The organism is Microcystis sp. 0824, from assembly GCF_003112475.1.
GTDB lineage: Bacteria > Cyanobacteriota > Cyanobacteriia > Cyanobacteriales > Microcystaceae > Microcystis > Microcystis aeruginosa_C.
Genome location: NZ_BDSM01000009.1, coordinates 107,472 through 121,012, shown reverse-complemented (window position 1 = coordinate 121,012; position 13,541 = coordinate 107,472). Strand labels below are relative to the sequence as shown.

At 44.6% G+C, this 13,541-nt stretch carries 13 protein-coding genes and 1 tRNA gene; 2 read left to right on the top strand and 12 right to left on the bottom strand.

What is annotated here, in order from left to right; all coding sequences use genetic code 11:
- The first annotated feature begins 270 nt into the window (after window positions 1-270).
- Window positions 271-2,172 (top strand): hypothetical protein, encoded by a 1,902-nt coding sequence (locus N0824_RS04410; protein WP_108935861.1) that lies wholly within the window; start codon window positions 271-273, stop codon window positions 2,170-2,172.
- A gap of 60 nt (window positions 2,173-2,232) precedes the next feature.
- Here the strand turns inward: N0824_RS04410 and N0824_RS20885 are convergent, their stop codons facing one another.
- From N0824_RS20885 to N0824_RS04360, 11 genes are all read right to left on the bottom strand, one after another.
- Window positions 2,233-2,370: a hypothetical protein gene (locus N0824_RS20885; protein ID WP_174236441.1), complete on the bottom strand. Its 138-nt coding sequence runs from the start codon at window positions 2,368-2,370 to the stop codon at window positions 2,233-2,235.
- Window positions 2,371-2,593: 223 nt separating this feature from the next.
- Window positions 2,594-3,838: an RNA polymerase sigma factor SigC gene (sigC, locus tag N0824_RS04405; RefSeq protein WP_108935860.1), complete on the bottom strand. Its 1,245-nt coding sequence runs from the start codon at window positions 3,836-3,838 to the stop codon at window positions 2,594-2,596.
- A gap of 232 nt (window positions 3,839-4,070) precedes the next feature.
- Window positions 4,071-5,132, bottom strand: coding sequence for an anthranilate phosphoribosyltransferase family protein (locus N0824_RS04400; protein WP_108935859.1), 1,062 nt, complete (start codon window positions 5,130-5,132; stop codon window positions 4,071-4,073).
- A gap of 43 nt (window positions 5,133-5,175) precedes the next feature.
- On the bottom strand, window positions 5,176-6,147 hold the full coding sequence (locus tag N0824_RS04395) for a LysR family transcriptional regulator (protein WP_108935858.1): 972 nt from the start codon (window positions 6,145-6,147) through the stop codon (window positions 5,176-5,178).
- Window positions 6,148-6,546: 399 nt separating this feature from the next.
- Window positions 6,547-7,794, bottom strand: coding sequence for a glutamate-5-semialdehyde dehydrogenase (locus N0824_RS04390; RefSeq protein ID WP_045361148.1), 1,248 nt, complete (start codon window positions 7,792-7,794; stop codon window positions 6,547-6,549).
- A 10-nt stretch (window positions 7,795-7,804) separates the two neighbouring features.
- On the bottom strand, window positions 7,805-8,212 hold the full coding sequence (locus tag N0824_RS04385) for a hypothetical protein (RefSeq protein ID WP_108935857.1): 408 nt from the start codon (window positions 8,210-8,212) through the stop codon (window positions 7,805-7,807).
- 171 nt (window positions 8,213-8,383) lie between these two features.
- A tRNA-Gly gene (locus N0824_RS04380) sits at window positions 8,384-8,455 on the bottom strand.
- 72 nt (window positions 8,456-8,527) lie between these two features.
- Window positions 8,528-8,806, bottom strand: coding sequence for a hypothetical protein (locus N0824_RS04375; protein WP_108935856.1), 279 nt, complete (start codon window positions 8,804-8,806; stop codon window positions 8,528-8,530).
- Window positions 8,807-8,861: 55 nt separating this feature from the next.
- Complete coding sequence (gene ribH / locus N0824_RS04370) at window positions 8,862-9,407, bottom strand: 6,7-dimethyl-8-ribityllumazine synthase (RefSeq protein WP_108935855.1); 546 nt, start codon at window positions 9,405-9,407, stop codon at window positions 8,862-8,864.
- 141 nt (window positions 9,408-9,548) lie between these two features.
- Complete coding sequence (psbZ, locus tag N0824_RS04365) at window positions 9,549-9,737, bottom strand: photosystem II reaction center protein PsbZ (protein ID WP_004160875.1); 189 nt, start codon at window positions 9,735-9,737, stop codon at window positions 9,549-9,551.
- 369 nt (window positions 9,738-10,106) lie between these two features.
- Window positions 10,107-10,556, bottom strand: coding sequence for a CopD family protein (locus N0824_RS04360; protein ID WP_108935854.1), 450 nt, complete (start codon window positions 10,554-10,556; stop codon window positions 10,107-10,109).
- A 113-nt stretch (window positions 10,557-10,669) separates the two neighbouring features.
- Between N0824_RS04360 and N0824_RS04355 the strand changes: the two genes are divergently transcribed.
- The gene (locus N0824_RS04355) at window positions 10,670-13,369 is read left to right on the top strand and encodes a CBS domain-containing protein (protein WP_108935853.1); all 2,700 of its coding nucleotides are present in this window, start codon (window positions 10,670-10,672) and stop codon (window positions 13,367-13,369) included.
- On the opposite strand, the gene N0824_RS20880 is transcribed toward N0824_RS04355, so the two are convergent.
- Window positions 13,366-13,530, bottom strand: a complete 165-nt coding sequence (locus N0824_RS20880; RefSeq protein ID WP_002733784.1) for a hypothetical protein — start codon at window positions 13,528-13,530, stop codon at window positions 13,366-13,368. The genes N0824_RS04355 and N0824_RS20880 overlap by 4 nt on opposite strands.
- Window positions 13,531-13,541: the final 11 nt, after the last annotated feature.

The window sequence follows — 13,541 nt, the reverse complement described above, 5'->3', positions numbered from 1 at the left end:
TTGAAGATTTTCAGGATGCTCAATCCACAATCCACAATCCAAAATCCAAAATCGCCATAATCCACAATACAAAATCGATCTAGCGAAGCTTATAACTAGCAACTTGGGTTATTAGAGTATGAGTAAACCCGTAACTCCTCCCCTCTCCCCCCCTCTTATACCAAATCTGATCAGGATTTTCAGGATTTGAAGATTTTCAGGATGCTCAATCCACAATCCACAATCCAAAATCCAAAATCGCCATAATCCACAATCCACAATCAATTAATCATGTCCACATCAACAGTTAAAGTTCAATTCATCCAACATCGCCAACCTCCCCTAGATAGTGGTACTTACACAGTCGAGGTTGAACAAAAAGTTAAAACCGAAGGCTCCAACAAAATACCTGAGCAGACATTCAGTAAAGAGCTTACCTTTTATGTAGATGGCCACCGTTTTGCTCCCCTAACTCCTGATGTCATTTATGCCGTTTTTCCCCCTGCGGGAAACTTGGGCGAGTATTCTAATGCCTTGCCCCATATCATCCTCAAACGCGGTACTCTGCCTTGGGAGCGTACTATCAAATCAACAAATTCTAATCTCCCTTGGTTAGCTCTCCTTCTGTTTCAGGAATCAGAAAAACCTGAACCACAAACGATTAAATTAAAGGAGCTAAAAGCAACTTCTGGTAATACTAAATTCCCCACATTTATATACGAGCCGGGGCAAAATGATGAAGATGTGGTGACGGTAATTGATGTCCCTAAAAACATTTTAGAAAAGATTCTTCCTCCAGAAAAAGATCTGACTCTCCTTGCGTCTGTTAACCAAATAACCAACGAGAACGATAAACCTCTCAGCGAACCTTTAGCCACTATTTTAGGCAACCGTTTACCCAAGAAAGGGGAAGTAAGTACCGTTCATTTAGTCGCCCTTGAAGAACGCTATGATAAGGATTCTGGAGAATTTGACTATCAAGGTGCAGGACCTAAAGATTTCATCCGTTTAGTCAGCCTTGCTAGTTGGAGTTTTACCTGTGTTAATAGTAAGCACAATTTCGATGCCCTGCTCAAAGAAATTGATCGCGAACCCGATACCCTCAGACTTCCCTCCCAAAACAATCATCCAGCGAAGCAATACCTAGATTTAGGTTATGTACCTCTCCACCACGCTCTGCGACAAGGAGATAAAACAGTTTCTTGGTATCATAGTCCTTTAAGTACAGGCCAAAGCCAAGATAAGCTAACCGATACCGATACTGTTGCTATAGCTGATCAATTGATGCGTTATGATCCTAATACGGGTATGTTTGATGTTTCCTACGCTATGGCTTGGCAGTTAGGACGAATGCTGACCCTACAAAATCAATCCTTGGCTGTTGAGATTTTTAACTGGAAACGCTCTAAAGCTCAAGATTTACATCAGATACAGCAACAAGTGCTGCACCTACCTTTCAAAGGCACAACTGAAACTAACGGGGATATACCAACAGCGATCGCCAATTGGTTCCAAGATTTAGAATTACTCAAAAACGTTCCTTTTAACTATCTGGTTCCCGATACACGGTTACTTCCCCCCGAATCTCTGCGCTTCTTTTGGATAGACTCTTATTGGGTTGACTGCTTACAAGATGGGGCTTTTAGTGTCGGACGAGTTACGAAAGAAGACTTACGATTAGATGTTCAAACTCGCAGTTTACCCCGAAGCAAAACCCAGTCTGATAAAACTATTACTGGCTTTTTATTAAATTCAGAAGTAGTATCCGGTTGGCCCGGTTTAGAAATAGAAGGTTACGTCACTCCCGTAACTGGAATCGATTTTGTCGGACCAGAGAATAAACTAACCATACTCCGAAGAGATCTGCTATCAGATAATATCTTACTCTGTTTTTTTGCCGGGGAAGTCAAAACCCTTGACCTTTCAATTAAGGGATCATCCGTTAATTGTGGTGTAGATCCGATTAAAAAAGGAACTAAGATTACTAAAGGACTACGAAACCTCGATGGTGAGCAAAAGACGGGGAACATAGAGGTTCCCTTCCGAAATGAAAATCTAGGAGTAATTAATATTGAGGAAATGACCAAGAGGCTCAAACAAGGATTAAATGTCCCCTACGATTTCACTTCTGCTCAATTGGCAGCCACCATGATTGAAGGATCGCCCAAAGTTAGATTTGTCGCACGGGGTTAGAGATGAGCCTTTAGTCAACGAAACTATTCAGTTATTAGAGGAAATTGATTTTCCTGATAATTAAGAGGTGTTAGCGGCTGATTCATCGCCCTGGAGTAGATAATTTAGCCCCAAATACCAGTAATTCGCCACGTTTTCAGGATTAGCATCAATTTGTTCCTGATAGTAAGCGATTTGTTCAGAAAGATTATTTTCCATAATAGTCTAGGTAGGGTTGGCCGAATAAATCTAAAAACCTTGTTGGGTAATGTCTTTGGGCTTTTTGAAAATCAAAAAGTACCGGATATGGGAGTGATCGGGGGGGACAATTCAGGTACTTTTTCCCTGAAAATTAGGTAATTGACCTCCTCAAAATCGGTAAAACCCTACACCCCACACCCCATACCCTACCCCCACGACAAACTTTTTCCACATACCCTAACTAACTCAACGCTTCAAAATAATCGCGAATTTGGTTACATCGTTGGGGTTGACGCAGTTTTTGCAACGCTTTCGACTCAATTTGTCGCACCCTTTCCCGGGATAATTCCAAGGTGCGACCGATATCACCTAAAGAATGGGATTTACCATCGAGAAAACCATAGCGCAATTCAATCACTTCTCGTTCGCGAGTGGTTAAATCTCCCAATAATTCTCTCATATCTCTTTGCAAAGATTCATAGACAAGACGATTTTCTGAAGACACTTCTTCGGTTTCCAAAATGTCTATTAATTCCGTATCTTTTTCCTTACCCACTTTTATTTCTAAGGAAACCGAACGCGGCACTTTCATCAACAATTCCCGCACAGCTTCAGGAGTCATCGCTAACTCTTGGGCAATTTCCTCTACGGTCGCAGTGCGACCGCGCATTTGCGAGATTTTCCGTTGTGCCTTCTTAATTTTGTTGAGTTTTTCGGTAATATGAACCGGTAAACGAATAATCCGGCTTTGAGTTGCGATCGCTCTCGTAATTCCTTGACGGATCCACCAGTAGGCATAGGTACTAAAACGATAGCCTTTGCTGGGATCAAATTTCTCGACGGCGCGTTCTAAACCCAGGGTTCCCTCTTGAATCAAATCCAATAATTCTAAACCGCGATTCTGATATTTTTTGGCCACCGACACCACTAGACGTAAATTGGCCTTGATCATCTGTTCTTTGGCACGGGTACCAAGGGCAATAATTTCTTCTAATTCCCCCACTTCTAAGCCCACTAGGTGGGCCCAGTGCTGTTTTCCTGCTTTTAAAGCATTTTTTAATTCAGAAACGGTTATTTGGGCGGTTTTTGCCCAACGTTCTAGGGAGGGACGATGGGCTAATTGCGCAGTTAGTTGATCGCGAATCTCAATTAACTTGACAAATTGCTGTACTTGTGCATCACCTTGTTTAACGGCGGTGGCGCGGAATTTCAGTAAAGACAGATGACGCTGCACCTGTTGCGCTTGTTCAACTTCCTCGTCCCGTTTGAGTAGAGGCACTCTGCCAATGTCTTGCAGGTATAAACGTACTAAATCAGTAGTTGTCCCTTTGTTGTAGCTTTTTTCAGGACTAGATACTAGATCATCTTCTAAATCACTGCCGAGAAAATCTTCATCTAGGTTGATCGAGTTTCCCTTCAGTTTTAAGATAGAAAAAGAGGGAGAGATCAATTCAGTTTCGAGCGTCGAGGGGTTAATTGCGGACATGATGGCTTCTCTACGGGCGACTGTGATAGGAATTAGAAACTTCTAAATCGTTCACCGTAGTCATAGCTTTCCCACTTAAGCGAGGAAATGATGCAGTCGGGAAAAATTTTTTTTCAAAAGCATTGATCTTTAAACCTAGAAGTTACACCAATTCTGGGGTTTACCTTCTTAGCCCAACTTCTAGAATTAATGATTGATTGAGAAGTAATTTCCCCTAAAGCCCTATTCCTATCTATTCCCGACTTTCCAGATAATTACGGATTTGTTCTAGTTTAGCAAGGGCTTTTCCTGACTGTAAACATTGTTGTGCTTGCTGGAAACCCGCGGGGATATCTGGGACAATTCCACAGCGCCAAAGATAAAAACCACCGTTAAAAATTGCCGCATCGGTTAATTCATTATTTTCTCCGGCTAATAAACCCTTTAATTTAGCGGTGAGCATTTCTAAAGATTCGAGGGGATAATCCGAGGGACAAAAACCATAATCGCGAGGATTTAGGAAAAATCGCTGAAAGGAAGGGGGATCGGTGGGATTTCCCAGACCAATAATCGCCGTCCGATTACAGGCTAAATCACAACTCCCCTCTAATCCTTTCACAGTCGTGAAGTGAGAGATATTTCTCAGGGCAAAAGTTTCACAAAAACGATCTTCGGTGGGGGGATGAACAAAACCCGATATCTGATGAATATTACCGACAAAAGGCGACCACATTAACTCTACCGTGGCCATGGGCGGACGTTTACCGATTTGCTCCCGATAGGTGACAAAATTCTGTACTAGGGGAAAGTGGCGCGGAATATAGAAAAAAGTCAATCCTGTGGTGATTAAACAGTCTTTAACCGCTGCTAAGGATAATTGACTAAAATCTGCTCCTAATTGCTGCCAGATTTCCTTGAGAGAAATACCGTATTTAGTCGGCATTCGATCGCCCCCGTGCAGGACTACGGGAACCCCCGCCAACCCTAAGATTAAAGTAGTGATCGGAGTAACCGGGGCAGTGCGAGAGCGTCCATCGTAGGGATTGCCAAAAATAGTGATCGGATGCTGAAAAGAGGCTGATTCTAGGGTTATTTGCGGGCCAAGCTCGGCATAGGCATCAAGCATTCCCGCTAACTCATCGCTGGTGGGGCGTTTAATGCGATGGGCAATCATAAAAGCACCGATTTGGGCCGGGGTTGCTTCTTGGGTTAACATCATCTTGGTGGCCATCGCCGCTTCGGGACGGGTTAAATTTTTGCCCGTATGGGTGCCACTACCGATCGCTTTTAATAATTCTCGAAAAGTATCGCTCATCTCAAGGAAGAAAATAAAGAGTAAATGGGATTGATGGGGATTGCTAAGGCTGTAAAGGGTGGTTTTCTAAGCTTTCTAGCACACTTTGATTCATTTGCCGCACTAATTGACAAAAATGAGCGATCGGTGGTATCTGTAAGCGATCGCTGGTGGTGACAAGGACTACCTGACGGGTGAGGCGCTGGTGAAATTTACCATGATTAGGGTGGGGATTTTTGTTGTTGGGGCAAGCAAGAGGACGAATGGCGAGGGTAGCATCGCTGCGGGCTTCCATCAGGGCTGATTGGGGCAGAAGAGCGATAATATTACCCTGACGCACCACACCGCGAAAAGCATCAAGGGTGTTTAATTCCATGACAGTTTTTAGGTGGGCATCCTGACGGGAAAACCATTCTTGTACTAATCTTTGCATTCCGTAGCCATCTTTGAAAACCACTTGCGGATAGGGGATTAATTCCGACCATGGCACTTCTTTGTATTGGGCGAGGGGATGATTAGCGGCCATGAGAATTTCGATCGCTTCTTCATATAATATTTCTACCACCATCTCCGGGCTAGAGGTGAGAAAACGATTATTCATTACCAACGCCAGATCTACTAAACCATCCCGCAAGACTTTTAAAGCGCGATCGCTGCCTAGGGCTGTAACTCTTAACTGAACTTCTGGGTATTCAGCACAAAATTTCGGCAAAATCGGCGGTAAATAGTGGGCGCACACGGAATGAATCGCCGCCACGCACAATTCTGGCTGTTTTCCTGCCTGTAGGTCAGTGATTTCCCTGTGAATATTCATCCATTCTTGACAAATTCGTTTCGCCCGGGGCAGTAATTTTTCCCCGGCAATGGTTAATTTTGCTTGGGCGGTACGATGAAAAAGAGGTAAGCCCAAATCGGTTTCTAGGGATTGAATCTGCCGGCTAATAGTCGATTGGGTGACTCCACACTGGCGGGCAGCTTGACCGAAATTGCCCGTATCGGCTACGGCTAAAAAGGCTTGCAATTGCTCGATCCGCATTCTTTCTGGTTTTAATTACATTCCGTCATGACCTTATGACAATAACGAATTTTATTCTGACTTTTGGTAGAAATTGCTACCGTTTTCTCAGTTATCAGTTATCAGTTATCAGTTATCAGATGTGAGTTTTCAGTTCACTGATCACTGTTGACTGTGGCTCTTCGTTACTTGGTATGGTTCGATAGGGGGGGCATAAATCGAGTAAATCCTTATCTGGCAAGAGACTTAATGGATTAGTTCGCTCTAGATCAAAAACAATTGACAAAAATCGCTAAATGCCTTTCTATATAAGGGTTACATCCCTTATAACCCCCGTCCATTGCATAACACAAACCGAAGAGCCTTGACTGATCACTGTTGACTGTTCAGTGATCACTGATCACTGATCACTGAAAAAAACTACCCCTGCACCACCTGTTTAAGGGTGGTAAAGGTTTCTAGGTTGATTAACCCCCGGCGCTGGCCTTTTTGGTTGGAAATGCCCAAAAATACCGATTCTCCCTGTTTGGGATTGCGATCGAATCGGGGGGAAGAATTGATATAAACTAAAGCACTATCGGACTCCATGGCAAATTGACGACTTTCTCGATAGGATTCGGTGACAATACAATCCGCATGACCGCTACTATACTTATTAATCCAAGCGATCGCATCAGTGAGGGTATCCACTAACCTAAAGGCCAGGGTTTTTTCTAAATAGGGTCTTTGCCAATCATTATCGGTAGCAATGGTTAAATGTTCTGGAAAATCCGCCGCTAATCGGGTATCTCCCCGCAATTTAAAGCCTTTTTCCTGCAAACTTTTAAACAAACGACTTAAAGTCGAAGAATTTTGATGGGGACTAATTAAAACTTTTTCGATCGCATTGACCGGATCGGGTATACTGCCATGACTATCGATAATTACCTGACGAGCTAACTCCAAATCGCCACTAGGAGACCAATACAAATAACAGTTTCCCATGGCCGCACGCAAAACGGGAACCGTGGCCAATTGACTCACCCGACCGATTAAACTAGGGCGACCGTAGGGAATAATCAAATTAACATAATTTTCCTGGGTCAGCAACTCCTCTAGGGAGGGACTAGAATCACAGGGTAAACCACTGACACAATCCACGGGTAAACCCACATCTTCCAATGCTTCTTGGATAATTTCCGTAATCACCCCATCGGAATGACTAGAGGCATTGGAACCCCGAATAATCAAACTATTGCCACTTTTTAGGGAAAATCCCGCCGCTACCATCGCTAATTCCGGAAAACCTTCATAGACGAAGGCAATCACTCCTAAAGGCATCCTTTGGCAATAGGTTTGGGAAGGATTCAGTTGATAGGCCGCGTTAATTACCTGTTGCAGCGGATCCGATGCTTCCGCTAGTTGTTGCAATACCTCCACCGTCGTCTCTAAACGTTCGGGAGTTAACCGTAACCAGCGAATCATTTGTTCCGAGACGGCCATCTCTCGACTGACTTCTAAATCGAGGGTATTGGCTTCTAAAATGCGATCAAAGCCAGTTTTAATGCCCTTAGCGATCGCGATTACCCCGCGATTTCTTTCATTGCCATTAAATTGACCTAGAGCCAGAAAAGCATTATATGCTTGCTTAAAGATCGTCAGGGGGGGGGTGGAGGAACTTTCGATCATAGATTCTTGTCTAGCGTCGATAGGCTAACCAAAAGATGAATGCGGGCAAAATAACTAATAGCATAACTAGAATTGCCCCAAAAATCACGCTTACCCCAGGCGGTGATTTTAAAATTAAGGGTAGCCAAACGATCGATAATAACAGAGTTATCCCCATTATCAGGGGTAATACCTCTTGCCCAAGGCGCTGATTCGTACTCACCCAACGAAATCCCGTCCAGCGCCAAGTGCGTTTATAGGGATAGTGGGGGGCTAATTGTTCGATAATTTGGCCGTTTTCCTGTAGCACAAATATCTGTTGACAGCGATCGCAGCCAAAGGCATCGGTCAATAAAATCGGGCATAATGTCCCTTTCCGACGACAGGGACAAGGATAGTCTTGGTGTTGGTCGATTTTGGTATATTTATGCGGTCGCACAAGCTAAATTTTTGTTTATAAACGGTTGTTTTTAGTCGCCCGCGGTCAATAGCTAAGGGATTCAACGGTTGCCCAAAATCCTCAACCCTGTTGCTCACGGGTAATTCCCATCTTAAGGGATATCCCTAAATTATTCATCCTGACCTTAAGGTATATTCCAAGATTTTTTCAAGCGGGCAACGCGATTCGAACGCGCGACATTCACCTTGGCAAGGTGACGCTCTACCACTGAGCTATGCCCGCAAGCCGTTTTTTTCACACTTCCCCAAGTATGCCAAATCTCAGAGCATTTGTCAAGTAGTTGGGAGCATTTTTTTACAATAATTCATGTTCTGGCAAGTCCCCCAAACCGGTAATAGCTTCGAGAACTACTTCTATCTTAGCCTGTAGTCGGTTGAACTGATGTTCCAAGCGATCAAAACGCTTGTCAATGGCGGCGAATTTTTCATCTATATGCCGTTCCATAGCCTCAAAAGCTGCCGTAATCCGCCCCTCTGGTTCTAAATCTAATTCCAGAGTCTTGATTCTCTCCACAGCGTTGACTAATTGCCGTCTGAGTTGGTTAATATATTTGTTCTGTTGGGCTGCGCTCATCAGTGGAACTCCGGGAGTGGGGACAGCTAAAATCCTAAATGCTGGGGGAATTTTCTTAGCCTTCTATCAGTGCCTGTGGGGGATTATTTTGCAATAATCCTAGGGGTTTATCTTCATCCCGGGGGCGCAATTGACGCATGAGACTAGCCATTTCTAGGGCAGATAGGCCATAATTCCAGCCCAAATTACTTTTAATACCGGCCCGTTCGAGAGCCTGTTGTAGAGTATCAGTGGTGAGAATACCGAAGACAACGGGAACACCTGTCTGAAAAGCGGCCGCAGCGATACCTTTAGCGGCCTCGGCGGCAACGTAGTCAAAATGGGGCGTTTGGCCGCGAATAATTGCCCCTAGACAAATAACGGCATCGTAACGGTGGGAAAGGGCGACTTGACGGGCTACCATTGGCACTTCAAAGCTACCCGGTACCCAGATATAATCCACTTGAGTGCCATCGGGATTAACATCAACCCCGTGACGCTTGAGACAGTCTTGACAGCCTGATAACAGTTTATCAGTGACGAGATCATTAAAACGACCAATCACGACCGCAAAGCGCAAAGAGGATATATCCTCGGTAAAATTTCCCTCAAAAACAGTCATAGGCAAAAGGGGTTAGGAGTGGGAATTATGAATTATGAATTATGAATTATGAATTGGGAGGTGGGGAGATGGGGTAGTGGGGAGGTGGGGAAACTGTCTCATCACCCTATCACCCTATCTCCTCCCGTCTCCTGATCAAGGCTAAATCACTAAAAAGTTTAAAATAGCGACGGCAACCACTAAAATTGCCCAAATTGCCGAACCCAGATAGAGAAGGGGTTTCGATTGGTCCCAGTTTTGGGGGGAAGCATAGGCAACGGGGACACCAATTACCATCAGCAAGGAAAATAAAACTAGGGCAATGAGAAAAAATTGAAAAACAATAGACATGATTGGGTTCTCCTAAAGCAGTTGATCTTTATTTAGATAATTCTCCCAGATTTGATACTTGTATGGAAGAGCCTCGCTTCCACTCAACTTTAACTGGACGACCCTTCCTCTAACTCCTGCCTGAATCAGGGGTTAAAGGATATATCCCCGTCAGACCGAATCCACGAGCATATTAATTTTACTGCCAGTGACTACCTAGCCGCAGCGGGGCTGAAAACTTTTTTCCATTGTCTATCCTTGCCAAAAGCAGCAGGGCAAGGGTTAGGTGGGGAAAGTGACTCTTTGTGATACCCTGCTCAGACTACAGTATTTTTGCGTTTTCGCCAAACCTAGCCTAGAAAGGTCTCCAGACTGCTGAACTGCTAAAAGCTAATGGTTGAGGCCCCCCAAACGGATGCCAGCACCAAAAATGACGAATAATACTGCTAGAGTGGTGACGGCGACTATGTGCAGGGCGAGGAAATTTAAGTTTTCCTCGCTCAGTTTAGGGATGAGAAAAAAGCGGGAATGAAGGGCTAAGATGAGAGTTAAGAGCAGTAAAGCTAACTTAATTGCTATATAAACCGATAAAAAACTATCAAATGACCAAAAATCACGAAAATCGGGCAAATAAATCCAAGTCAGTCCTAGGCCTGTTATTACCTGTAACAATAGCGCAGATAACCCAAAACCTTCAAAATATTGCTCAAATTGACGAATTCGGTCTGGTTCTCGGTTTTTGAGGGACTGGGGTAGAACGGTGACTGCCAACAATAAATGACCACCGGCCCAGACGGTCGCCCCTAGGGTATGGAGAATTACTAAAATTTTGAATAACATGGGTTTCTCTCAGTCATGATTTGCTAACTTATAGTTCTTGCTGCGGTTATTTCCGAGTATTCGGTAACAATAGATACAGAAAAAATCCCGATAACTTCTCCTTGCTAAAAAATATGGATTTAATTTTATGTCATCAAACGGCGGATTTTGACGCTTTGGGGGCAGCGGTGGGTTTATCGTTGCTGAAAGCGGGTAGTCGCATTGTGTTAACGGGGGGAGCGCACCCAACAGTAAGGGAATTTTTGGCCCTGCATCGGGATGAATTCGCTTTAATTGAACTGCGTAGTGTCAATCCGGCCCGTATTCGCTCTTTAATTATCGTTGATAATCAGTGGCGAGAGCGTCTGGGAAAAGCCTCCCAGTGGCTCGATTTAGGGCATTTACAGGCGATCGAATTGTATGATCATCATTTAGATAGTGAAAGCGATATTCATGCCTCTAGCGTCCATTTAGAAGCGGTGGGAGCCACCACGACTTTAATTGTCGAAGCTTTACAAAAAGCCCACATTAAACCAAACTCGATGGCAGCGACGGTAATGGCACTCGGTATTCACGTTGACACGGGTTCCCTGACTTTTGCCGGTAGTACCCCCAGGGATGCCTATGCTTTGGCTTGGTTAATGACCTGTGCTGCTAACATTAAAACGATCGCCCAATACTGTCAACCGAGTTTTTCCCCGCGCTTACAGGAGTTATTTAGCCTTGCTTGGGAAAATCTAGAGATTAAAACGATCCATGACCGTAAAATCGCCCACGTTCTTCTCCATACTGCCGATTTTATCCCTGGTTTGTCTAGTGTGGCCGAGCGCCTACTGGAATTATCCGATAGTGATGCGCTACTTTTTGGCCATAGTTATAGTAAAGACGAGGAAGATAAGTCCCGACAGCGTTTAACTGTGATTGGTCGCTCTAGAATCGATGGAGTGAATCTATATCAGCTTTTTTCCCCCTATAACGGCGGTGGTCATGCTCAGGCCGCTTCGGTGAGTTTTCGCGATGTTCAGCCAGTTCAACAGTTAAACCAACTGCTGGGGGACTTAATTGCCCAAATTCCCCCTTCTCCCACCGCTAGGGATTTAATGTCTTCCCCAGTGCGAACAATTCGTCCCGATACTTCCATATCTCAAGCCGAGCGCATCCTTTTCCGTTACGGCCATTCGGGTTTATCGGTGGTAGATGAGCAGGATCGCTTAGTTGGGGTGATTTCTCGTCGTGACCTCGATTTAGCTCTCCATCACGGCTTTTCTCGCTCTCCTGTGAAGGGATACATGACTTGTAATCCGAAAACTATTACCCCCGACACTTCCCTTCAGGAAATCGAGTCACTGATGGTAACGTACGATTTGGGGCGTTTACCTGTACTAGAAAACGGGCAGTTAGTCGGTATCGTCACTCGTACAGATGTATTAAGACAGATTCATCAAAATGAGCGGGTGCGTTTTGAAGGGGTTGCTTTGGTTTCCTGTCTTTTACCAGCGATTAAAGAGCGTTTAGAGTCGATTTTATGGTCATTCCTGCAAGCTGCCGCCGCTGCCGCTCAAAAACGCGGTTGGCATCTCTATCTGGTTGGGGGTGCGGTGCGCGATTTACTTTTAGCCACAGAAAGGGATACTTTATTGTTACAGGATATCGATTTAGTGGTGGATGGCTGCCATCGCGCCGCCGGTGTGGGTGCGGGGGTAGAGTTGGCTAATTGTTTACAGGAAATTTATCCGGGGGCCCGGTTATCGATTCACGGGGAATTTCAGACGGCGGCTTTGTTATGGCACAAAGATGAGCGTTTTGGCTCGTTATGGGTGGATATCGCCACGGCACGCACGGAATTCTATCCCTATCCTGCCAGTAATCCCCAAGTGGAGGCTAGTTCGATTCGACAGGATTTGTATAGAAGGGATTTTACAATTAATGCTCTGGCAATTCGCCTAACTTCGCCGAAAGAGGGGGAATTACTCGACTTTTTTGGCGGTACGTTGGATTTACGCGCCCAACAAATCCGGGTTCTCCACGCTAATAGTTTTATCGAGGATCCGACGCGTATCTATCGAGCGGTGCGTTTTGCCACTCGGTTAGGATTTGTTATTGAACCCTTGACAGAAAGCTATATTAGGTATGCGATCGAAAGTGGGGTTTATGATCGCTCACGGCAACAAAATCAGAATGCACCCGCTTTACAGTCCCGTTTAAAAGCGGAGTTGAATTATATTTTAGAGGCGGATTACTGGGAAAGTGCCTTAGAAAAGTTGGCCGATTTGGGGGCTTTGCACTGTTTACACGGAGATTTAAGTTTAAATCGGGCTTTATGGCGACAATTGCGCTGTCTCAGTCGTTGGTTAGATTGTTTAAGTCTGGAATTGCCGGTGAATGCTTGGTTAATGCGGTTGGAATTATTAATCGCTTCTCTGGCTGTGGGGGAAAGAATAGCGATCGCTAATAATTTACAATTGCCCAAAGATAGTGTGGCGCGTTTACAAAAACTAGAAGTTATGGAAAGGGAGATTAGCAATAATTTTGCTTATGATCAGCCCGTTAGTCAAATCGTCAGCTTTTTCAATGGTTATCAGGTTCCTAGTTTGTTACTGGTGGCGATGAGGAGTCAGACTAGGATTCGGGGTTTAATCTGGCAATATTTAACTAAATGGTCGCAGATTGAGGCTCCTATCGACGGCAATGACCTAAAAGCTTTGGGTTATCAACCCGGTCCCCAGTTTAAATCGTTACTTGCGGCGGTGTTGGGGGCGACTTTAGATGGAATAGTCAGCAATAAAAGCGAGGCTAGGGCTTTTATTGCTAGTTTAACTAAGTCAGCAGATTAGGTATCGGCTGCCCCTTCATTTTCCGAAGATTGTCTTTGATCGCTGGAATAACCGCCTCTACCTCCTCTGGTGGTGGTACGATTAGAGGCAGCCCGGAATTGACGAGCGTAGGCGCGGTTGCGTTCCGCTTTTTCTTTTTTCAAATTACGACGTTTAGCCACAAGAATCTCCT

What these genes read in the sequence shown, in the direction of transcription:
- N0824_RS04390 (WP_045361148.1), bottom strand. Translation starts at nt 7,794, where the DNA reads ATGATCGAAAGTTCCTCCACCCCCCCCCTGACGATCTTTAAGCAAGCA.
- N0824_RS20885 (WP_174236441.1), bottom strand. Translation starts at nt 2,370, where the DNA reads ATGGAAAATAATCTTTCTGAACAAATCGCTTACTATCAGGAACAAATT.
- N0824_RS04410 (WP_108935861.1), top strand. Translation starts at nt 271, where the DNA reads ATGTCCACATCAACAGTTAAAGTTCAATTCATCCAACATCGCCAACCT.
- sigC (WP_108935860.1), bottom strand. Translation starts at nt 3,838, where the DNA reads ATGTCCGCAATTAACCCCTCGACGCTCGAAACTGAATTGATCTCTCCC.
- ribH (WP_108935855.1), bottom strand. Translation starts at nt 9,407, where the DNA reads ATGACTGTTTTTGAGGGAAATTTTACCGAGGATATATCCTCTTTGCGC.
- N0824_RS04355 (WP_108935853.1), top strand. Translation starts at nt 10,670, where the DNA reads ATGGATTTAATTTTATGTCATCAAACGGCGGATTTTGACGCTTTGGGG.
- N0824_RS04360 (WP_108935854.1), bottom strand. Translation starts at nt 10,556, where the DNA reads ATGTTATTCAAAATTTTAGTAATTCTCCATACCCTAGGGGCGACCGTC.
- N0824_RS04395 (WP_108935858.1), bottom strand. Translation starts at nt 6,147, where the DNA reads ATGCGGATCGAGCAATTGCAAGCCTTTTTAGCCGTAGCCGATACGGGC.
- psbZ (WP_004160875.1), bottom strand. Translation starts at nt 9,737, where the DNA reads ATGTCTATTGTTTTTCAATTTTTTCTCATTGCCCTAGTTTTATTTTCC.
- N0824_RS04400 (WP_108935859.1), bottom strand. Translation starts at nt 5,132, where the DNA reads ATGAGCGATACTTTTCGAGAATTATTAAAAGCGATCGGTAGTGGCACC.
- N0824_RS04375 (WP_108935856.1), bottom strand. Translation starts at nt 8,806, where the DNA reads ATGAGCGCAGCCCAACAGAACAAATATATTAACCAACTCAGACGGCAA.